The organism is Nocardiopsis halophila DSM 44494 (genome assembly GCF_000341245.1).
Classification (GTDB): Bacteria; Actinomycetota; Actinomycetes; order Streptosporangiales; family Streptosporangiaceae; genus Nocardiopsis_A; species Nocardiopsis_A halophila.
The window spans coordinates 1-19,310 of sequence record NZ_ANAD01000095.1 but is presented as its reverse complement, the minus strand read 5'-3'; the positions used below and the strand labels follow the sequence as shown (position 1 = coordinate 19,310).

Sequence of the window (19,310 nt, the reverse complement as noted above, 5' to 3'; positions counted from 1 at the left end):
GTGATCCGCGTTCGCTCCCCTGCGAACCCGTGTCCGGCGCGTCCGGTGCACGCGACGCGTTCGGCGTGGCCGTCGTGTCCGGCGCGGTCGTCCGAGATGGAAGGAGTCCCCCCATGGACAACCAGGAGCTCGCCGCGAACGAGGAGATCGTCGCCGAGATCGAGGAGACCGAGCAGCTGGCCCACCTGTCGGCCTCGCACTCCAACGCTCTCGTCGAGAACCCCTTCGACTGACCGGATCGGCGAACGCGTCGGCAGACGCCGCTGATCCCCTCCCCGTCCGGGCGGCCCCGGCCGCCCGGACGGGCCTCCGGTCCCGGCCGTGTGCGCATGAACGGAGCCGTCTGGGCGCCCCGCCGGCTTCTCCACGTCCAGCGACAGAGGCGTACCGCAGGACGGTCGCCCCTGCACGCCTCGAGCGCGGCGGCGCAGCGCCGGACCTCTTCGTCGGTGCGCCCCCGTGCCCGGCGCCGCTCGACGCAGGCCCAGGTGGCCGGGGCATGCCCCATGCGGGTCACCGCGGCCGCGCGCAGGGCCCGGTCCGAAGGCCGTTCCCGACCGTTCTCCGCCCCGGTCGGGCCGGCGGCGCACCGTGGCGCCCCAGCAGGTCGGAACCGGAGGGGCACACCCCGGGGCGGCGCGGCCCGTTCCTGCTCTGACAGGCCGGTCCCGGACCGGCCGTGCCCAGGACTCACCGTGATTCCACCGCGCGCGATCGCCGGGACCGGTCCCGGCCCCACCCGCCCCTACGAACCCCCGACCAACGGCCACAGCGCACCCACGGAGAAAGGGAGAGCCACCATGACCGGGCCCCCTCGCGTCGCCCGCCTTCCCGGGACCGGCACGGACGTCCTCATCGACGGCGACGGCACGGGGGCCGTCCGCACCGCGTCAGGGCGCTTCCTCCGCCTGCAGTCACCGCCGCCCGGACTCTTCGACGCCCTCACCGGGGGCGCCGGGGACGAGGCGTCGTCCGCCTATGTCGACCGGCTCACCCGGACGATGTCCGCCCGCGAGCGCGACGACGCCGAACGCCGGTGGCCCGCCCACCGGCGCGACGTCGCCCTCGTCGGCGGCGGCCCGGTCAGCGAGGCGCTCGCCGAGGCCCTCGCCGGGCTCGGCGCCGACGTCACGCGCCACCCGGTCGGCGCGCAGGACGCCCCCCACCCGGGAACGGGCGCACCGCGGCTCGTGGTCGCGTTCGCCGAGACCCCCGCCGAGCGGGAGGGATGGGCCGCGCTCGACCGCCTCCCCGAGCACGGGGCCGCCTGGCTCCGCGGCTACCGGGAGGGCGCCACCTGCTTCGTCGACCCGATCGCCCTCACGGCCGACGACCCCACCGCCCGGCAGGTGCACCGGCGGCGCCTGGCGGCCAGCCCGGTCCCGCGCGAACTCGCCGCCTGGCAGCGCTCGGCGACCGCCGCCCCCGCACCGCTGCCCGCCGCCGCCCGCACCCTGGTCGTCGGCCGGATGCTCACGGCCGCGCTGGCCTGGGCGCAGGAGACCGACGAGCTGGCGCGGCTGCGGACCACCCTGTGGAAGTACGTCTCCGCCTCCGGAACCGCCACCGAGCACACCGTCCTCGGCTACCCGGAGCCCTTCGATCCGGACACCGGGACGGGCGCACGGCCGTGACCGCCGACGGACCGCTCGACCACGAATGCCCCGCCCGGGACGGCACGGTGCTGCGCGGGCTGCTGTGGCGCTGCCCGGATCCGGCCGGGCTCGTGCTCATCAGGACCCCCTACGACGCGCGCGCCCATGCCCCGACCGCCCGTTCGTGGACCGGGCGCGGCTACCACTGCCTGGTGCAGGACGTCCGCGGGCGCTACGGGTCCGCGGGCGCCTGGTCCCCCTACGAGCACGAGGGCGCCGACGGCCGCGACGCGCTCGACCGCCTCTGTGCGGAGTTCCCCGGGCTCCCGCTGCTGCTGTTCGGGGCGTCCTACGCCGCGCACTGCGCCCTGGAGGCCGCCCGGGAGGCGGTCGGCGACGGGACGGGCGGGACGGGCGGGGCGCCGCGGCGGCCGGCGGCGGACGCGGTCGCCGGGATCATCGCCCTGGTGCCGGCGCTCGGCCTCGCCGAGACCGCCTGGGACGCCGGCGGCCGCNNGGCCCCCCGCAGCTGTGGCACCGGATCGGCTGGTGGCACATGCACGGGCGGGGCCCGCGGTCACGGCCCGCCCTGCCCGCCGCCGAGCTCGACCGGCGCGCGGCGCAGGCGCGCGAGCGCGGCCCGGTCGCCGCGGCCGCCGACTGGGCGTGGCCCGCCGCGACGATGAGCGGCTGGCGGAGGCTGTGGTCGGCCCGGCGGATCGACCCGCGTGCCCGGTACGGCCGGGTCGCGGCCCCGCTGCTGGCGGTCGGCGGGGACGACGACCACTTCCGCGCCGACACCGAACGCCTCGCCCGGGGCTGGACCGGCCCGAGCCACCTGGTCGGCGGCCCCTGGGGGCACGGCCTCGTCGGGGGGATCCGGGACGAGGGCCTGCGCGCCCGCGTCCGGAGCACCGGCGGGATCGGCGGGGTCATCGACGCCTGGCTCGCGGTCCACGGCCCCCGGGGCTCCCCCGCGCCCTGGACACGGATCCTCCTGCCGGACCCCGGATCGCGTTCCCGCTCGGTCTTCGACCCCGCATCGGCCACCTGGCACCACGAACGGAGCACCCCATGACGGCCCCCACCAGCACCCGGCGCCCGTCCCTCGCCGCGGACGCCGCCCCGCAGGAGGACGCCCCGCGGCAGAGGCGGGACGGGGGCGCCCCCGACGGCGACCTCCCGGTCGAGGCGCTCGTCGACCCCGAGTGCGGGGTCGTCCGCTCGGTCCGGCCCGTCCCGCACCCCGAAGGGGCGCCGCCGTCCTACCTCGCGCTCACCGCGGCGGTGGCGGACGCCCGCCGGCTCGGCGAGTGGCCCGCCGACCGGGTCTCCCTGGGAACCTCCTTCGGCGACGCCGAACAGGCCCGGATCGCCGCCATCGCCGAAGGCGTCGAGCGGTACTGCGGGAACTGGCTCCCGGCGGACCCGCCGCACGGGGACCTGCGCGTGGCGACCGCCGACGAGCTGCGCGCGGACGGCGAGCCCGTCCTCGGCGGCGAGGAGCTCCCGCGCTTCGCCCCGTGGCAGTACGCCCGGGAGGGCTTCCCCTACGCGCCCCTGACCGACGGCACGCCGGCGCTGTGGGCCCGGTGCACCGGCCTCGACGGCGCCCCCGCCTGGCTCCCCTCGGCGCTCGTCCACCTCAACTGGCGGCAGTCGCGCTTCCGGCACCTCCCGCGCACGCACCACCTGAACTACGCGGGCATCGCCACCGGCCAGGGGGTCGACGACGCCCGCGACCGCGGGGTCCTGGAGGTCGTGGAGCGCGACGCCCTCGAACTGTGGTGGCACCTGGACGGCCCCGCCCACGGAATCGACCCGGCCAGCGTCCCGGGCCTGGAGGAGGACCTGCGGGGCGGCGCCCTGGACGTGTCCCTGGTCGCCATGCCCTCGGAGTTCGCCCCGGCCGTCGCGGCGCTGGTGCACGACGCCGGGCGCGGGCTGTACGCGGCCGGGTTCTCCGCCGCGCCCGACCCGGTCCGCGCGGCGCGCAAGGCGGTGCTCGAAGCGGTCCACACCTGGGTCTACACCCAGGGGTGCACCACCGCCGAGGGCTGGGTCTTCCGCGCCGTCGAGGAGGGCCTGATGGCCCGCGGCCTCTACCTCGACTTCCGGGACGACGCCGCCTACCTCGACTCCGCCGGCGAGCACTGCGCGAACATCGTGGACCTGGGCGCGCACGTCCAGCTCTGGCTCGACCCGCGGCTGCACGGGCAGGCCCGGCGGTTCACCGAGCCCGCGCTCGGCACCGTCCCGGTCGACCGGATCCCCTCGGTGACCATGGACGAGGTCTACCGGAGGCTCGGCCGGCGCGGGCACCGGGTCTTCACCCGCGACCTGACCACGGCCGACATCCGGCGCACGCCCCTGCGGGTGGTGCGCACCCTCATCACCGGCCTCGTACCGAACGCCCCCGCCGCCTTCGCCTACCTCGGCATGGCCCGCTTCGAGGAGGCCGCGCTCGAACGCGGCTGGCGCACCTCCTGGACGGGCGACCCGTCCGACCTCACCCTCGTCCCTCCGCCCCACATGTGAACCAGAGCCCACCATGACCAGCACCGACCTGCCCGCCGGATCCGCGGGCGACCACCCCTCCCCCGGCCGTCGGCCGGTCACCGGGCGCCCGGGCACCGAGCGGCCGGGGACCGGGCGGCCGACGGGCCTTCCCGCCGCCCTGGCGCGGGCGCTCACCGGCGACCCGCCGGGCGGACCGCTGCCGCCCGGACCGCGCGCCAACCCGTGGCGGGCCGCCGGGGCCGAACCGGTCGCCGTCCCCGCCCGCGAACGCGACCTCCTGCACGGGCTCTGGCGCGCCCACGGCCGCCACCGCCTCCCCGACGGGACCCCGACCTCCGTCGCCCGGCGGCCCGTGCCGTCGGCCGGGGGCGCCTACCCGGTGCGGACCCACCTCGTCGCCGGCGCGGACGCCGGAGGGCTCGCCCCCGGGCGGTACGCCTACGACATGGAGCAGGACGTGCTCCTGCGGCGGGACGGGGCGGCGGACCGCGCGGCCGGGTGGCCCGGCGCCGCCGACCGCCCCGCCGCCGGGACCCGCCTGGTCCTGACGGTGCAGCCGGGGCGGAGCTTCGGCCGCTACCGGCACCGCGCGTGGCCCCTGTGGATCGCGGACACCGCGTACGCGCTCGCCGCCGTGGAGTTCCTGTACGCCCCGGAGCCGCTCACGGTGCGGTTCGGCCCGGGCGCCGCCCTGCGGGCGCTGCTCGGCGTCCCGCACGCCGCCGAACCGCGGCGGTGGCTCGACCGCGGGCTCGCCCCCGAGATCCCGCTCGCGGCGGTCGACCTCCCGCGGTCGCGGCCGATCGCCCCCGCACGCCGCGACGCGCTGGCCGTGCGGCGCTCGCCCGCCGTCGCCGAGTTCGCCGCGTCCGCGGAGTCGGCGCCGAGCGGGGACGCCGCGGCCGAACGCCTCGCCCGGGCCTCCGGCCAGGCATGGGTGCGCGGCGCCCGGCGCCTGCACGCCTGGTCCGTCCCTACCGGCGCCGCCACGGCCGAGCTGGCCGAGGCGCTGTGGCAGGCCCACCGCGCCGCGGCCGTCGTGTGCTACTCGGGCGCCGCCGGCGGCGAATGGCGGAGCAGGCCCGTCTCGGGCTTCACGGCCGAGGACGGCGCCTGGATCGTCCACGCGCTGGCGGTGCTCCCCGGCGATGGACGCCCCGGGCGGGAGGACCGCCCATGATGATCGTCGGACACCTGTGGCGCGAGGCCGCACGGTTCCCCGCCGCGCTGCTGTCGAGCACCGCGCTGCTCCTGCTGGTGTTCCTCACCCACCTGGCCCAGGCCGCCGCCATCGCCTGGTCGATGTCGGCGGTGCTGCGCGGCGCGCCGCAGGACGTCCTGCTGGCGCTGCTGCTGATCGTGGGGATCGCGGTGCTGCGGCTGCTGGCGTCGCTGGCGCAGTCGGCGGCCGCCGCCGGGCTGGGCGGCCGGGTCAGGCAGGCCCTGCGCCGCCGGGCGATGGAGGCCGCGCTGGTGCCGGAGCGGCTGCACGACACCGCCGTCCGGGACGGGACGATGCGGGCGAGCCTGAGCGACGGCGTCGACGGCACCGACGCCTACGTCTCCAAGTACATCCCCGCCGTCGCGCAGGTGGCGGTGGCCTGCCCCGCCGTGGTGGTCCTGCTCGCCCTGCTCTCGCCTCCGGCGGCGGCGGGCGTGGCCGCCGCGGTCCTGCTGGCGGTGTTCGGGCCGATGGCGTGGAAGCGGCTGATCGCCCGGCGCGGGCTCGACCACTGGGACGGCTATGAGGCGCTCAGCGCCGACGTGCTCGAATCCCTGCGGGGCATGGCGACGCTGCGGGCTCTCGGCGACGTGTCGGGGACCCGCGCGCGCCTGCACGCCCGTTCGGAGGCGCTGCGCCGGGCGACGGAGCGGGTCATGCGCGCGGGCCTGGCCGAGACCGCGGTGACGGACCTGGCCGTCCAGGGCGGGATCGTGGCGGCCGCGGGCGTCGCCGTGTGGGGGGCGGTCTCGGGGCAGGCCCCCGCGGGCGGGGTCTACCTCGTGCTGCTGCTCGCCTCGGAGGCGTTCCGGCCGGTCCGGGAACTGTCCCGGCATTGGCACGCGGGGTTCCTCGGGCTCACCGCGGTCCCCGGGCTGGAGGAGATCGGCGCGTTCGACCGGGAGCGCGGCGAAGGGGCGCCCGTCCCCGCTTCCGTCCCTGAGGCTGCGGACGAGGACGGGACCGGGCGACGGGACGGCGACCCGCCCGGCGGGGCCGCGTCCGCCTCCTCCGCCGAGGTGCTGCGCGTGTCGGACCTGGGCTTCCGGTACCCCGGCGCGGCCTGTGACGTCATCAGCGGCCTGGACCTGACCGCCCGCCGCGGCGCGCTCAGCGCGATCGCCGGGCCGTCGGGCTCGGGCAAGTCCACCCTCTTCGACCTGCTGCTGGGCTTCCTCACCCCGGCACGCGGCCGGATCACCCTGGACGGCCGGCCGCTGCGCACCCGCGACATCGCGGTGGTCTCCCAGCGCCCCGTGCTCTTCGCCGGCACGGTCCGGGAGAACCTCGACGCCACCGGCACCGCGGCCGGGGAGGCGGAGCTGGTCGCGGCGTGCCGCGCCGCCGGGGTGCTGGAGGAGATCCGCGCGCTCCCGCACGGCTTCGACACCGAGGTCGCCGAGGCCGGCTCCAGCCTGTCCGGCGGGCAGCGCCAGCGCCTGGCCCTGGCCCGGGCGCTGCTCGCGCACCGCCCGGTGCTGCTGGTCGACGAGCCGACCAGCGCGCTCGACACCGGCCGCGCCGCGGACGTCCTGGCCACGCTCCACCGGGTGGCGCGCGAGCGCATCGTCATCATGATCAGCCACCGCCCCGAGGCCCTCGCCGGCGTGCCGACCGTGCTGCGGCTGGACGCGGGCCGCCTGGACAGGAGTGTTCAGTGAGCACCCGCGCCGCGATCCGCGGCTTCGGCCGCCTGCTGCCCGCGCTGCGCCCCGAGCGGCGCGCGATGGCCGGGAGCTACCTCGTCGCGACCGCGAGCGCGCTCGGCCTCGCGGCCCTGTCGGTGCTGACCGCGTGGGCGGTCGGCCACGCCATCGTCGACCGGACGCCCCCCGGGCCGGTGTGGTGGACGGCCGTCATCGGCCTCGTGCTGCTGCGGACCGTGCTCACCTGGCAGGAGATGGACGTGTCGCACGCCCTGGCCTACCGCGTGCTGGCCCGGCTGCGGATGGCGCTCTTCGACGCCTACGCGCGCAGCGTGCCCGCGCGCCGCCGCGAGCACTCCGGGCGCGCGGCGGCCGTGGCGATGGGCGACATCGAGAAGCTGGAGTTCTTCTACGCCCACACCGTGGCCCAGCTCGGCGCCTCGCTGACGGTGTTCCTCGCCTCCTTCACCGCCGCCGCGGTCCTGCTGCCCGAGGCGGCGCTGGTCATGTTCGGCGGGAGCGCGCTCGTCGCGGGCACGGCGCTGTGCTGGGCCGGGGCGGCGCGGCGGATCGGCGAGCGGGAGCAGCGGGACCGCGAGACGCTCTCGGCGCGGACCGTCGACGCGCTCGGCGCGCTGCGCGAGGTGCTCGGCTACGGCCTCGCCCCGCGGATCGTCGCCGAGGCCGCGGAGGCCACCGGGCGCGCGGCCGCGGTCTCCTGCCGGCGGGAGCTGCTCTCCCGGTTGAGCGCGGGGGTGCGCGAGGTGATCGTCACCGCCGTCGTGATCGGGGTGATCGCGGTCAGCGCCGCCGCCGCGGGCGTGCTCTCCGACACCGCCGACGCGCGGCTGTCCCCGGCCGTCCTGCCCGCGCTCATCGCCCTCGCCCTCGCGGGGGTCTCGGCCGTCACCGAGGCCGCCACGACGCTGACCGAGCTCCACCCGCTCACCGCGAGCGCGCGGCGCGTCGCCGACGGGGTCGCCCGCCCGCCGGTCGTGTCCGCGCCCGAGCGGCCGCGGCGCGTCCCGGACGGGCCCCTGGGGGTGAGGTTCCGCGGGGTCTCCTTCTCCTACGACGACCGGCGGCCGACCCTGCAGGGGTGGTCGGCCGACGTCGCACCCGGCGAGCACGTGGGTCTCGCCGGGCCCTCGGGGGCGGGCAAGAGCACGGTCGTCGCGCTCGCGGCGCGCCTGTGGGACCCGTCGGCGGGGGCCGTGGAGCTGGTGGCCGCCGACGGCACGGCCGTACCCGTGACCGGGATCGACGACGAGGCGTTCCGCGACGCCGTGGCCCTGGTCGAGCAGGAAGCCCGGCTCTTCCACGGCACGCTCCGCGACAACCTCCTGCGCGGAACCGGGCCCCGGCCCGACGCGGAGCTGCGAGAAGTGCTCGAACGCGTGGGCGCCGGGGGGTGGATCGGCCTCGACGAGGAGCTGGGAGAGGGCGGGGTGCGCCTCTCCGGCGGGCAGCAGGCGCGGCTGTGCCTGGCACGCGCGCTCGTCAGGCGGCCGCGCGTCCTGCTCGTCGACGAGGTCACCGCGAGCCTCGACCCTGAGACCGAGCGCGTGGTCTCCGAGGTCATCGCCGGATTCGACGGAACGGTCCTCGCCGCGTCCCACCGCCACGAGACCCTCGCCCACTTCGAACGCGTGGTGCACGTCCAGGCCCCCGCCCCGGACAGCGAGCCGGAAAAGGACCGTGCCCGCCACCCTGCGCGGGACGGGTCGTGACCGTGTCCCCGCCGAAAGGTCGGGGGCTGCGCCTCCGCTCCACGGCCACGAGGTTGAGAAGGCCCTGAACCCGCGGACGAGCGGCCCCGGCGCGCCCCGGCACGGATCGTCCGCTCCGGGACGCCTCTTCCGGACGTCCGGGCCCGGGCCCGGTTCCGGTGGGGGTCGGGGGCGGCGGAGACTTGGGGCATGACGACCACACTGATCACCGGAGCGAACAAGGGGCTCGGATACGAGACCGCGCGCAGGCTCGTCGCGGTGGGGCACCGGGTGTACATCGGGAGCCGCGATCCCGGGCGCGGGCGGCGGGCCGCCGAGGGGCTGGGGGCGCGGTTCGTGCCGCTCGACGTCACCGATGACGCCTCGGTCGACGCCGCGGCACGGGCCGTCGAGGCCGACGGCGGGCTCGACGTGCTGGTGAACAACGCGGGCGTGGAGGGGCGGCTGAGCGGCGGCGGTGTGCGCGGCGCCGAGGAGGAGACCGCGGACACGGTCGGGGCCGTCCTGGAGACCAACGTGCTGGGCGTGGTGCGGGTCATGCACGCCTTCCTGCCGCTCCTCCGGCGGTCGCCGGCGCCGGTGGTGGTCAACCTCAGCAGCGGCCTGGCGTCGATGGCCCGCATGACCACGCCCGGGACCCCGTTCCACGCCTACCCCGGCATCGCCTATCCGCTGTCCAAGAACGCCGTCAACATGCTCACGGTGCAGTACGCGAAGGCGCTCCCGCAGATGCGGATCAACGCCGTGGACCCCGGCTACGTCCGGACCGACCTGAACGCGAACACCGGGACGGCGTCCGTGGAGGAGGGCGCCGAGGTCGTCGTCCGCCTGGCCCAGGCGGGACCGGACGGCCCCACCGGCGGCTACTTCGACATCGACGGCGCCCTGCCTTGGTGAGCAGGCAGGTCGAGAAGCCGGCCGGACATCGGGCTAAGGGTTCGCCCGGCCCTCGGAGCGACGATCTCAGCATGAACTGGAACCCCTTCGGCCGTTCGGAGCGGTTCGACTTCCAGGCGATCGACCCGGCGGAGGGCACGATCTACGGCGGGGTGCGGATGGACGGTCCCGACGAGTGGCTGGACACGGTCGGTCCGGCCAACCGGCCTCCCTCCCTGTACGAGGGGCACTCCATGTACGGCTACTTCTCCATTCCCGCCCCGCCGGAGGGCACCGATACCTTGACCTTCGACGGCGACCGGTTCGGCATGTTCCCGGACGTCCCGGTCGAGTCCTGAACCGCGAGAGCCCAGGGGCCTCCCCTGGACCCTGTTCCCACCATCTCGAAGGAGCCCGCATGATGCGGATCGGCATCACCGGTCATTCGAACCTCTCGGCCGACACCGTTCCGCTCGTGCGCACGGCCCTGGACGAGGCGCTCGCCCCCTACGGCGGCGACCTCGTCGGCGTCTCCTGCCTGGCGCGGGGAGCCGACCGGCACTTCGCCGAGGCCGTGCTGGACGCCGGCGGGACGCTGGAGGTCGTGCTCCCCTCGGTCGACTACCGCGAGGCCAAGGTCGAGCCTGGGGACCTCGGCCGGTTCGACGGGCTTCTGATGCGGTCGGCGCTGGTCAGGTACATGCCGCACAGGTCGGCCGGGCCGGACGCCTACAGGGACGCCAACGAGTCCGTCCTCGCCGGGACCGACCGCCTCGTCGCCGTCTGGGACGGTCGCCCCTCGGGCGGCAAGGGCGGGACCGGCGACGCGGTCGAGGCCGCACGCGCCCGGGGCGTCCCCGTCGACGTCGTCTGGCCCGACGGTGCCCGGCGCGAATGAGGCTCCGAGGCGGCCCCGGCCGCGGCGGCAGGCGGGCGGGGCCGGAGTGGGAGGGCCCGACCGAAGGATCAGCACGCCTGACCCGCCTTTCCGGTTGACCTGCATCGACGTCCACTTAGGGCCAATCCGGTGGGCGAACCCGTGTGACGGGAGAGGCGTCCCACACGGTGTACGGGATCCGGGCCGCAGCCCGGGTCCGGGCGATCGAAGGGGGACCGAACGATGCATTCCGACCCGTCCAACGACCCCGCCGACGGCACCGGCGGCGATTCCACCGCCACCCGGCGGCGTCGCGGCCTGCTCGGGGGCGCCGCCGCGACGGCCGCGGCCTCGGCGCTGGCCCTGGCCGCCGCTGCGCCGGCCGCCGCCGACACCGCGGACCGGGCCGCCGTGCCCGGCGAAGGCCCCGGCGCGGGGATGCGCCACTGCGAGTCGAGCGACTACAAGCTCATCTACGAGGGGCGCGACGCCGCCGCCGGGACCATGTACATCCACTTCTCCATGGCCCGCATCATGGGCGACGGCCCCGGTCAGGAGCCGTGCCTCCAGGACAACATGGTCTCGATGCACTGGGTCGACGAGTACGGGGGCGACCGGGTCGGCGACTGGGCCCGGTACGACCCGGACCCGCCCGAGCCCTTCGTCGTGGAGCCCGGCGGCGTCACCGACCTCACCATCCGCCAGCCCAACCCGCTGAACTACCCCGAGGAGGACTGCGACCCGACACCGGTCGCGGGCGTTCAGGTGTACCTGCGCTTCGAGGGCGATCCGGGCACCTACGGCTCCACCGGGGGCGCGGACGTGATGTGCTCCGAGCCGGGCAAGGCCGTCCCGACGGCGTTCGTCGCCCCGCACGAGGTCTGAGCGGGATCCGAGCGAGGTCCGAGCGGGGCGGCTCGCCGCCCCTGGACACCTGGCGGGGAGCGGCCCCGGAACGTCGGCCGGCGTTCCGGGGCCGTGCCGGGTCTGCGGACGGTGCGGGCCGGGGCGCGTGGCCGGAAGCGGCCCGGCCCGGGACCAGGCTGAACACTTACCCCAAATGCCTCTTATGCCCTTTTTGTCCCGCTCGACGACACGAACCGCCGCCCCCCTTTTCACCGGGGCACGGCCGGGGTATATGACCAGGGCCCGGCGCGACCGGGGGCGACAGGGCCGACACCCAGCGTCCCCGAACACGCCGCATACTACAGAGAACCCTACATTCGGATTAATTTACGATAACCGATCGCGTCGCATATGCTGCACTGTCGCCACTCCGGTCTATGATTTATCCGAAAGCTTGCCGCTATTGGCGGAACGTAATTGGATAACAAGTCACCGGGCGAGAGGACACGGGGGCGCGGCATCGCGAGCACCCTGCTTCACCTGCGACGATAGCGGGACATCGAGGCAATCGGCGCGCACCCCGACCGTCATCGCGGCCCGGGCGGCCCCGAGGAGGTAATCGCCATCTCTCGCTTAAACGCATACATCCGGGAGCACACGAACCCGCCGGTGTTCTTCATCTCAGGCGCGGTTGTCCTGGCGTTCCTCATCGTCGGCGTGGCGATCCCCGACCGGTTCGGTGAGATCTCCACCGCCACCCGGGACTGGATCGGTCAGTACTTCGGCTGGCTCTACATCCTGGCCACCACCTTCTTCCTCGGCGTCTCGGTCTTTCTGATGCTGAGCCGCTACGGGAACATCCGGCTCGGCCCGGACTCCTCACGCCCCGAGTTCAGCACCCTGGCCTGGTTCGCCATGCTGTTCACCGCCGGCATGGGCATCGGCCTGGTCTTCTACGGCGTCTACGAGCCGACCCTGCACCTGCAGGACGAGTTCGTGAACAGCGTCGGCAACGACCCGGCCGCCCAGGCGATGCAGTACACACTGTTCCACTGGGGCTTCCACCCCTGGGCGGTCTACATCGTCCTCGGGCTCGCGCTGGGCTACTTCTGCTTCCGCAAGGGCCTGCCCATGCGGCCGGCCTCTGCGCTGTACCCGCTGATCGGTGACCGCATCTACGGGTGGATCGGCAACCTGATCGACATCCTCGCGGTGTTCGGCACCCTGTTCGGCCTGGCGACCTCGCTCGGCCTGGGCACCCAGCAGGTCAGCGCGGGCCTGAGCCACGTGTTCGGGATCCCCGACAACCTGCTGGTGCAGGTGGTCATCATCTGCCTGATCACGTCCGTGGCCGTGGTCAGCGTCGTGGCCGGCATCGACAAAGGCATCCGCCGCCTGTCGGTGATCAACCTGTGGATGGCCTTCGCCCTGCTCGTCGTCATGTTCCTGGTCGGCCCGAAGCTGTTCCAGCTGAGCATGATGGTCACCGGCCTGGGCGACTACCTGCAGAACCTCGTTCAGATGAGCCTGAACTTCATCTCGCCCCAGGGCAACGAGGCGGCCCGCACCTTCTCCGAGGGCTGGTCGATCTTCTACTGGGGTTGGTGGATCTCCTGGTCGCCGTTTGTCGGCATGTTCCTGGCGCGCATCTCCTACGGGCGGACCATCCGCCAGTTTGTCCTGGGCACCCTGTTCGCCCCGGTCGGCGTCAGCGTGATCTGGTTCGGCGTCTTCGGCGGCACCGGCATCTTCTACGACATGTTCCGCCTCGAGGGCGACGACATGATCTCCAACTCCGCGAACGAAGGGGCGGCGACCTTCAACCTGATCGACGCCTTCCCGCTCCCCGCGGCCCTGCTGGCCCTGCTGGCCCTGCTGACCATCGCGGTGGTGACGATCTTCTTCATCACCTCCTCGGACTCCGGTTCGCTGGTGGTCGACATGCTCACCAACGGCGGCGACCCGCACCCCGTCCGCGCCCAGCGCATCTTCTGGGCCAGCATGGAGGGCCTGGTCACCATCGTGCTGCTGGTGGTGGGCGGTACGGCCGCGATCGACGCCCTGCAGGCGGCTGCGGTGTCCACCGGCCTGCCGTTCGCGATCGTCCTGATCGTCATCGCGTTCAGCCTGCTGAAGGCGCTGCGCCAGGAGAGCCCCGCGTCCATGCTGCCCAGCGGCCTGGTGGTGCCCACAGACGGCAAGGGCCCGCCGACCATCCAGGTCGACGGCGACCGCATCCCGGTCGAGGAGCCCGCGGGCCGCACCGCGCCGGGCGACACCGCGCCCAAGGACACCGCACCCAACGACACCGGCGAGAAGTGAGAGGAGGTCGACGATGCCGCCCAAGAAGAGGACCCGTAACCCGTTCCGCGGCGTGATGGACATGATGAGCGAGATGAACCGCATCTCGGACACCATGGCCAACCTGGAGACGGGCAATGCGACGCAGCGGGGCTTCTCCGATGCCTGGAGCCCCACCACGGACATCTTCGCCCGTGGGAACAACCTGGTCATCCGCAGCGAGCTGCCGGGGGCCTCCCTCGAGAACGTCGAGGTCACCTTCTCGCACGGCTACCTCACCATCGCCGGCGAGCGCAACAAGGACGACGAAGGGGTCATCTACTACGCCGAGGAGCGGTTCCGCGGCGCGTTCCGTCGGGAGATCACCCTTCCCGAGGGCATCGAGGACACCGACATCGAGGCCAAGTTCGATGACGGCCTGCTGGAGATCACCGTGAAGAACGGGGCCGACGCCGAGGGCCCGGCCCAGATCAACGTGCAGAGCAAGAAGCGCCGCGCCTAGCGGCCGCTGCCCGAGAGGAAGGGCCGGTCCCGGGGACTCCCCGGGACCGGCCCTTCCTCATGCCCGCGCCTGTGCACACGGGGCGCGGCGGCCGCGCTCCTAGAACTCGCGCCCCTGGTCATAGGGGCCGATCACGGCCAGCGTGTGCTCCCCGGACAGCAGCTCCTCGGCCACGTGCGCCACCTCCTCGGTGGTCACCGCGTCGAACAGCGCCAGGTCCTCGTCCAGCGAGTAGTGCTTGGCATAGCCGAGCTCGTGGGCGGTCAGCCGCCCCATGCGGGCGCTGGAGCCCTCGCTGCCGAGCACCCACGACCCCTTGATCTGGCCCTTGGCCCGCTCGATCTCCTCAGGGGTGAGCCCGCCCCGGGCGGCCGCGTCCAGCTCCTGGCGGCACACCCCGAGGACCTCGTCGATCTTCTCCGGCAGGCACCCGGCGTAGATCTGGAACGCGCCGGTCTCGGCGTGGGCGCCGTGGAAGGCCTGGACCGCGTAGGCCAGGCCGCGCCTCTCGCGCACCTCCTGGAAGAGCCGCGACGACATGCCGCCGCCCAGCGCCGAGGCGAGCACCCGCACCGCGTACCACCGCGGGTCGGTGCGGCTCACCCCCTCGCACCCCAGGATCAGGTGCGCCTGCTCGGTCTCGCGGGACAGCAGCGCCGTGCCGGGGTGCACCGGGACCCGGGCGCCGCCGATGCGGGGCGCGGCCGGGGCCGCGTCGGGCGCCTGGGCCAGCACCTCGGAAAAGGCCTCGCGGACCAGCTCCACCACGGCCTCGTGCTCCAGCCCGCCGGCGGCGGCCACCACCAGCTCCGACGGCCGGTAGGCGCGCGCGTACTGCTCGGCGATGCGCTCGCGGGGAAGGCGCCCGATGGTGTCGTTGGTGCCCAGGATGGGCCGCCCCAGCCCGCTGCCGGCGTAGAAGTGCGCGGCGAAGACGTCGTCGACCAGGTCGCCCGGCTCGTCCTCGTACATCGCGATCTCTTCGAGGATCACCCCGCGCTCGGTCTCCACCTCCCCCGGGTCCAGGACCGAGTTCGCCACCATGTCGCCGACCACGTCGACCGCCAGCGGCAGGTCGCGGTCGAGCACCTTGGCGTAGTAGCTGGTGTGCTCCTTGGTGGTGTAGGCGTTGTGGTCGGCGCCCACGCCGTCCAGCAGCGCCGAGATCTCCAGCGCGCTCCGCCGCCCGGTGCCCTTGAACAGCAGGTGCTCCAGGAAGTGCGCGGCACCGGCGTGGTCGTCGTCCTCGTCCCGGGAGCCGGTGGTCGCCGAGATCCCGAAGGCCGCCGAGCGCATGCCGGGCACGGCCTCGGTGACCACCCGCAGTCCGCCGGGCAGGACGGTGCGGCGCACCAGCCCGGACCCCTCGGCGGGCTCCAGGAGGGTGAGGGAGGTGCCCGGGTCCTGCTCGGCCGCGGTGCAGGGAGTGCTCACCTGATTCCTTTCGAAGAGGCCCGGCCTTCAGACCGGGAGGAAGCGGGCCCCGGCAGAGCGGGGCAGGGTACGGGGCTCCGCCCACCGCATCGGCCGATCCGCGCGCCGGGAGCCGGTGCGCTGCTCCCGTCGCCCGCGTCGGATCGGGCCGGAACGGGCCGGAACGGGCCGGAACGCGGGTCCGGGTCGGCCTGCCGCAGGGCCGGGCTCCGTGGAGCCGGCGCGGAGCCTGTTCAGAGGCCGGTCCAGGGGGTGGTTCCGGGGCCGATGGGCGGCCCCGCCCCTGCCCCTCGGTCCGGGTAGGCGGTCGGTGGTGAAGCGGAGAACCCGCCCGCGAGGGGCGGTCCCCTCCGCTTCGGTCCGGCGGGGAGCCGGACCGCCCCCTTCGCCGGTGCCCGTCGGTACCGGTGGAGGGGGCCGAACGGCCGGGGCGGCCGCCCCCGAAGGGTGCGGCCGCCCCGGTACCGGGCTGGGTCGATCAGGTGTTCTCGCTGCTGCGGGCGCCACGGCTGCGGCGCCGGCGGCGCGGCGCGCCGCCCTCGCCCTCACCGTCGCCGGCCTCCTCGCCGCCGTCCTCCGCGGACTCGTCGGCGTCCGCGGCCGGGGCCGGGGCCGACTCGGCCTCCACGACCTCGACGGGCACCAGCGAGAGCTTGCCGCGGTCGTCGATCTCGCGGATCTCGACCTGGATCTTCTCACCGATCCCGATCACGTCCTCGAGGTTCTCGATCCGCTTGCCGCCGTGCAGCTTGCGGATCTGCGAGATGTGCAGCAGCCCGTCCTTGCCGGGCAGCAGCGACACGAACGCACCGAAGGCGGTGGTCTTGACGACCGTGCCCAGGTAGCGGTCGCCGACCTCGGGCATCGTCGGGTTGGCGATGCTGTTGACGGTGTCCCGGGCCGCCTCGGCCGAGGGGCCGTCGACGGCGCCGATGTAGATCGTGCCGTCGTCCTCGATGGTGATGTCGGCGCCGGTGTCCTCCTGGATGGAGTTGATCATCTTGCCCTTGGGGCCGATGACCTCGCCGATCTTCTCCACCGGGATCTTCACGGTCAGGATGCGCGGCGCGTGCGGGCTCATCTCCGCGGGGCGCTCGATGGCCTCCTGCATCACGTCCAGGATGGCCAGGCGGGCGCCGCGGGCCTGCTGCAGCGCGGCCGCCAGCTGCTCGGCGGGGATGCCGTCGAGCTTGGTGTCCAGCTGCAGCGCGGTGATGAGGTCGCGGGTGCCGGCGACCTTGAAGTCCATGTCGCCGAAGGCGTCCTCGGCGCCGAGGATGTCGGTCAGCGTGACGAACCGGTCGCCGTCGCTGATCAGGCCCATCGCGATGCCGGACACCATCTCCTTGAGCGGCACGCCGGCCTGCATCAGGGACATGGTCGAGGCGCAGACCGAGCCCATCGAGGTCGACCCGTTGGAGCTGACCGCTTCGGAGACCTGCCGGATCGCGTAGGGGAACTCCTCACGCGAGGGCAGCACCGGGAGCAGGGCCCGCTCGGCCAGGGCTCCGTGGCCGATCTCGCGGCGCTTGGGCGAGCCCACCCGGCCGGTCTCACCGGTGGAGTAGGGCGGGAAGTTGTAGTTGTGCATGTAGCGCTTGGTCCGCTCGGGGTTGAGCGTGTCGACCATCTGCTCCATGCGCAGCATGTTCAGCGTGGTGACACCCAGGATCTGGGTCTCGCCGCGCTCGAACAGGGCCGAGCCGTGCACCCGCGGCACCACGCCGACCTCGGCGCTGAGCGGACGGATGTCCTTGGGGCCGCGCCCGTCGATGCGGACCTGGTCGCGCAGCACGCGCTCGCGCATGAGCTGCTTGGTCAGCGACCGGAACGCCGCGGAGATCTCCTTCTCCCGGCCCTCGAAGTCCTCGACGAGCTTCTCGGCGGCCTGGGCCTTGACCTCGTCCAGCCGGGCCTCGCGGTCCTGCTTGTCGGCGATGGTCAGCGCCTCGGCCAGCGCCTCGCGCACCTGGCCCTCGACCGCGGCGTAGACGTCGTCCTCGTAGTCGAGGAAGATGGGGAACTCGCCGGTCGGCTTGGCGGCCTGCTCGGCCAGGGCCTGCTGGGCCCGGCACAGCACCTTGATGAAGGGCTTGGCGGCCTCCAGGCCCTCGGCCACCGTCTGCTCGGTGGGCCCGACGGCGCCGTCGGCGACCAGCTTCAGGGTGCCGGGGGTCGACTCGGCCTCGACCATCATGATCGCGACGTCGCCGTCGTCGAGCACACGGCCGGCCACGACCATGTCGAAGGTGGCGTTCGCCAGCTCCGAGTGGGCCGGGAAGGCCACCCACTGGCCCTCGATCAGGGCCACCCGCACGCCGCCGATGGGCCCGGAGAAGGGCAGGCCGGCCAGCTGGGTGGACATCGAGGCGGCGTTGATCGCGACCACGTCGTAGAGGTGGTCCGGGTGCAGAGACATGATCGTCTCGACGACCTGGATCTCGTTGCGCAGGCCGTGCTTGAACGACGGGCGCAGCGGGCGGTCGATCAGCCGGCAGGTGAGGATGGCGTCCTCGGACGGCCGGCCCTCGCGGCGGAAGAACGAGCCGGGGATGCGCCCGGCGGCGTACATGCGCTCCTCGACGTCCACCGTCAGCGGGAAGAAGTCGAGGTTGTCCTTGGGCCGCTTGGACGCGGTGGTGGCGGAGAGCACCATCGTGTCGTCGTCAAGGTAGGCCACGGCGGAGCCGGCGGCCTGCTGGGCCAGGCGGCCCGTCTCGAACCGGATGGTCCGGGTGCCGAAGCGGCCGTTGTCGATCACGGCCTCGGCGGAATACGCGCCCTCCATGGGCGTCCTCCTCGTTCGGAAAATCGGGTGCGCTCACCCGCGTCCGAGCCCCGGAGGGTCCTCTTGCGTCGCCGAGGGTCATGCTCGGTACCGAGCGCGCCGGTTCTTCTTTCCGGCGGGCCCGGCCCATGACGGCCGGCCTTCGATCGAAGCCCGCGGCAAGCCCCTCAGGGCGGGCCGCGAGCCACTACCGAGGACCGGCCTCGACGCGGCGGCCGAGGTGCGGGCGCGGGAGCGCTGTCCTTCACTGCTTATTCGGTTGTCGGCGCAGGTGTGAACCTGCGCTCACCATGGACCATACTGCCTGGCCACGGCGAGATGTGGTAGATCCACACTACTAAGAGAGGGAGCGGCCGTGGCCACTCCCTCTCTTCTGACCGCTCAGCGGCGCAAGCCCAGGCGCTGGATGAGCTCGCGGTAGCGGTTGATGTCCTTCTTCTGGATGTACTTCAGAAGGCGGCGGCGACGGCCGACCATCAGCAGCAGGCCGCGGCGGCTGTGGTGGTCGTGCTTGTGCGACTTCAGGTGCTCGGTCAGCTCGGTGATCCGGTGGGTGAGCAGCGCCACCTGGACGTCCGGCGAGCCCGTGTCGCCCTCGACCGTGCCGTACTCGGCGACGATCTTCTTCTTGGTCTCGGCGTCGATCGCCAAAGGTGCTCCTTGTCGATGGTTCGGTACGCGTGTGCCGCCTGACTCCGTTCGGTCGGCGGCGGGCCGCGGTGACCGCGCGTACGAGCAGTCACCGTCCCAGATGGCCCGCGTTCGGGCGGCGCATCGGCGCAGGCCCCCGGTCGGGCGTCCTCCTCCCCCGCGTCACGCGGGGAGGGCAGGGCTGAACAGCCTCTACGAGTCTAACGCACATCCGCCCCGCCCAAGACCGCCGCGTGAGCAGGCGGGAGGGCGGGGACAGATGGACGGTCATCCCCGCACGCGCGGGGAGCACGAGCGCCCCCGCCCGCCCGATTCACCCGAT

At 74.3% G+C, this 19,310-nt stretch carries 17 protein-coding genes; 14 read left to right on the top strand and 3 right to left on the bottom strand.

What is annotated here, in order from left to right:
• Nucleotides 1-113 precede the first annotated feature (113 nt).
• From amiA to D450_RS0112475, 14 genes are all read left to right on the top strand, one after another.
• Nucleotides 114-233 (top strand): streptamidine family RiPP, encoded by a 120-nt coding sequence (gene amiA / locus D450_RS34640; RefSeq protein WP_017539016.1) that lies wholly within the window; start codon nucleotides 114-116, stop codon nucleotides 231-233.
• Between the two features lie 567 nt (nucleotides 234-800).
• On the top strand, nucleotides 801-1,634 hold the full coding sequence (locus D450_RS0112530) for a hypothetical protein (protein ID WP_017539015.1): 834 nt from the start codon (nucleotides 801-803) through the stop codon (nucleotides 1,632-1,634).
• Complete coding sequence (locus tag D450_RS34635; RefSeq protein WP_449289463.1) at nucleotides 1,535-2,281, top strand: CocE/NonD family hydrolase; 747 nt, start codon at nucleotides 1,535-1,537, stop codon at nucleotides 2,279-2,281. The genes D450_RS0112530 and D450_RS34635 overlap by 100 nt, the downstream gene beginning before the upstream one ends.
• On the top strand, nucleotides 2,278-2,673 hold the full coding sequence (locus D450_RS34630) for a hypothetical protein (RefSeq protein WP_241483134.1): 396 nt from the start codon (nucleotides 2,278-2,280) through the stop codon (nucleotides 2,671-2,673). Before D450_RS34635 ends, D450_RS34630 begins: the two co-directional genes overlap by 4 nt.
• Complete coding sequence (locus D450_RS0112520; protein WP_017539014.1) at nucleotides 2,670-4,133, top strand: YcaO-like family protein; 1,464 nt, start codon at nucleotides 2,670-2,672, stop codon at nucleotides 4,131-4,133. The genes D450_RS34630 and D450_RS0112520 overlap by 4 nt, the downstream gene beginning before the upstream one ends.
• Nucleotides 4,134-4,146: 13 nt before the next feature.
• A complete protein-coding gene (locus tag D450_RS31785) occupies nucleotides 4,147-5,295 on the top strand; it encodes a nitroreductase family protein (RefSeq protein ID WP_026128515.1) in 1,149 nt (382 codons plus the stop codon).
• The gene (locus D450_RS0112510) at nucleotides 5,292-6,998 is read left to right on the top strand and encodes an ATP-binding cassette domain-containing protein (RefSeq protein ID WP_017539013.1); all 1,707 of its coding nucleotides are present in this window, start codon (nucleotides 5,292-5,294) and stop codon (nucleotides 6,996-6,998) included. The genes D450_RS31785 and D450_RS0112510 overlap by 4 nt, the downstream gene beginning before the upstream one ends.
• Nucleotides 6,995-8,713 (top strand): ABC transporter ATP-binding protein, encoded by a 1,719-nt coding sequence (locus tag D450_RS0112505; RefSeq protein ID WP_017539012.1) that lies wholly within the window; start codon nucleotides 6,995-6,997, stop codon nucleotides 8,711-8,713. Before D450_RS0112510 ends, D450_RS0112505 begins: the two co-directional genes overlap by 4 nt.
• 189 nt (nucleotides 8,714-8,902) lie before the next feature.
• Nucleotides 8,903-9,610 carry an SDR family NAD(P)-dependent oxidoreductase gene (locus D450_RS0112500; protein WP_017539011.1) on the top strand — a complete coding sequence of 236 codons (708 nt, stop codon included), beginning with the start codon at nucleotides 8,903-8,905 and terminating at the stop codon, nucleotides 9,608-9,610.
• 71 nt (nucleotides 9,611-9,681) lie between these two features.
• Complete coding sequence (locus D450_RS0112495; RefSeq protein ID WP_017539010.1) at nucleotides 9,682-9,948, top strand: hypothetical protein; 267 nt, start codon at nucleotides 9,682-9,684, stop codon at nucleotides 9,946-9,948.
• 59 nt (nucleotides 9,949-10,007) lie between these two features.
• Complete coding sequence (locus D450_RS0112490) at nucleotides 10,008-10,487, top strand: hypothetical protein (RefSeq protein WP_017539009.1); 480 nt, start codon at nucleotides 10,008-10,010, stop codon at nucleotides 10,485-10,487.
• 222 nt (nucleotides 10,488-10,709) lie between these two features.
• Complete coding sequence (locus D450_RS0112485) at nucleotides 10,710-11,351, top strand: hypothetical protein (RefSeq protein WP_017539008.1); 642 nt, start codon at nucleotides 10,710-10,712, stop codon at nucleotides 11,349-11,351.
• Between the two features lie 630 nt (nucleotides 11,352-11,981).
• Nucleotides 11,982-13,634: a BCCT family transporter gene (locus D450_RS0112480; protein ID WP_017539007.1), complete on the top strand. Its 1,653-nt coding sequence runs from the start codon at nucleotides 11,982-11,984 to the stop codon at nucleotides 13,632-13,634.
• A 13-nt stretch (nucleotides 13,635-13,647) separates the two neighbouring features.
• A complete protein-coding gene (locus tag D450_RS0112475) occupies nucleotides 13,648-14,115 on the top strand; it encodes an Hsp20/alpha crystallin family protein (RefSeq protein ID WP_017539006.1) in 468 nt (155 codons plus the stop codon).
• A gap of 99 nt (nucleotides 14,116-14,214) precedes the next feature.
• Here D450_RS0112475 and D450_RS0112470 read toward each other — a convergent pair whose 3' ends face one another.
• From D450_RS0112470 to rpsO, 3 genes are all read right to left on the bottom strand, one after another.
• Complete coding sequence (locus D450_RS0112470; RefSeq protein WP_017539005.1) at nucleotides 14,215-15,549, bottom strand: M16 family metallopeptidase; 1,335 nt, start codon at nucleotides 15,547-15,549, stop codon at nucleotides 14,215-14,217.
• 478 nt (nucleotides 15,550-16,027) lie between these two features.
• On the bottom strand, nucleotides 16,028-18,337 hold the full coding sequence (locus tag D450_RS0112465; RefSeq protein WP_017539004.1) for a polyribonucleotide nucleotidyltransferase: 2,310 nt from the start codon (nucleotides 18,335-18,337) through the stop codon (nucleotides 16,028-16,030).
• A 381-nt stretch (nucleotides 18,338-18,718) separates the two neighbouring features.
• On the bottom strand, nucleotides 18,719-18,988 hold the full coding sequence (gene rpsO / locus D450_RS0112460; protein ID WP_017539003.1) for a 30S ribosomal protein S15: 270 nt from the start codon (nucleotides 18,986-18,988) through the stop codon (nucleotides 18,719-18,721).
• Between the last annotated feature and the right edge of the window lie 322 nt (nucleotides 18,989-19,310).

Bases quoted from the DNA above. Each gene is read 5' to 3' on its own strand.
- amiA (WP_017539016.1), top strand. From the start codon at position 114: ATGGACAACCAGGAGCTCGCCGCGAACGAGGAGATCGTCGCCGAGATC.
- D450_RS0112530 (WP_017539015.1), top strand. From the start codon at position 801: ATGACCGGGCCCCCTCGCGTCGCCCGCCTTCCCGGGACCGGCACGGAC.
- D450_RS34630 (WP_241483134.1), top strand. From the start codon at position 2,278: ATGAGCGGCTGGCGGAGGCTGTGGTCGGCCCGGCGGATCGACCCGCGT.
- D450_RS0112520 (WP_017539014.1), top strand. From the start codon at position 2,670: ATGACGGCCCCCACCAGCACCCGGCGCCCGTCCCTCGCCGCGGACGCC.
- D450_RS31785 (WP_026128515.1), top strand. From the start codon at position 4,147: ATGACCAGCACCGACCTGCCCGCCGGATCCGCGGGCGACCACCCCTCC.
- D450_RS0112510 (WP_017539013.1), top strand. From the start codon at position 5,292: ATGATGATCGTCGGACACCTGTGGCGCGAGGCCGCACGGTTCCCCGCC.
- D450_RS0112500 (WP_017539011.1), top strand. From the start codon at position 8,903: ATGACGACCACACTGATCACCGGAGCGAACAAGGGGCTCGGATACGAG.
- D450_RS0112495 (WP_017539010.1), top strand. From the start codon at position 9,682: ATGAACTGGAACCCCTTCGGCCGTTCGGAGCGGTTCGACTTCCAGGCG.
- D450_RS0112490 (WP_017539009.1), top strand. From the start codon at position 10,008: ATGATGCGGATCGGCATCACCGGTCATTCGAACCTCTCGGCCGACACC.
- D450_RS0112485 (WP_017539008.1), top strand. From the start codon at position 10,710: ATGCATTCCGACCCGTCCAACGACCCCGCCGACGGCACCGGCGGCGAT.
- D450_RS0112475 (WP_017539006.1), top strand. From the start codon at position 13,648: ATGCCGCCCAAGAAGAGGACCCGTAACCCGTTCCGCGGCGTGATGGAC.
- D450_RS0112465 (WP_017539004.1), bottom strand. From the start codon at position 18,337: ATGGAGGGCGCGTATTCCGCCGAGGCCGTGATCGACAACGGCCGCTTC.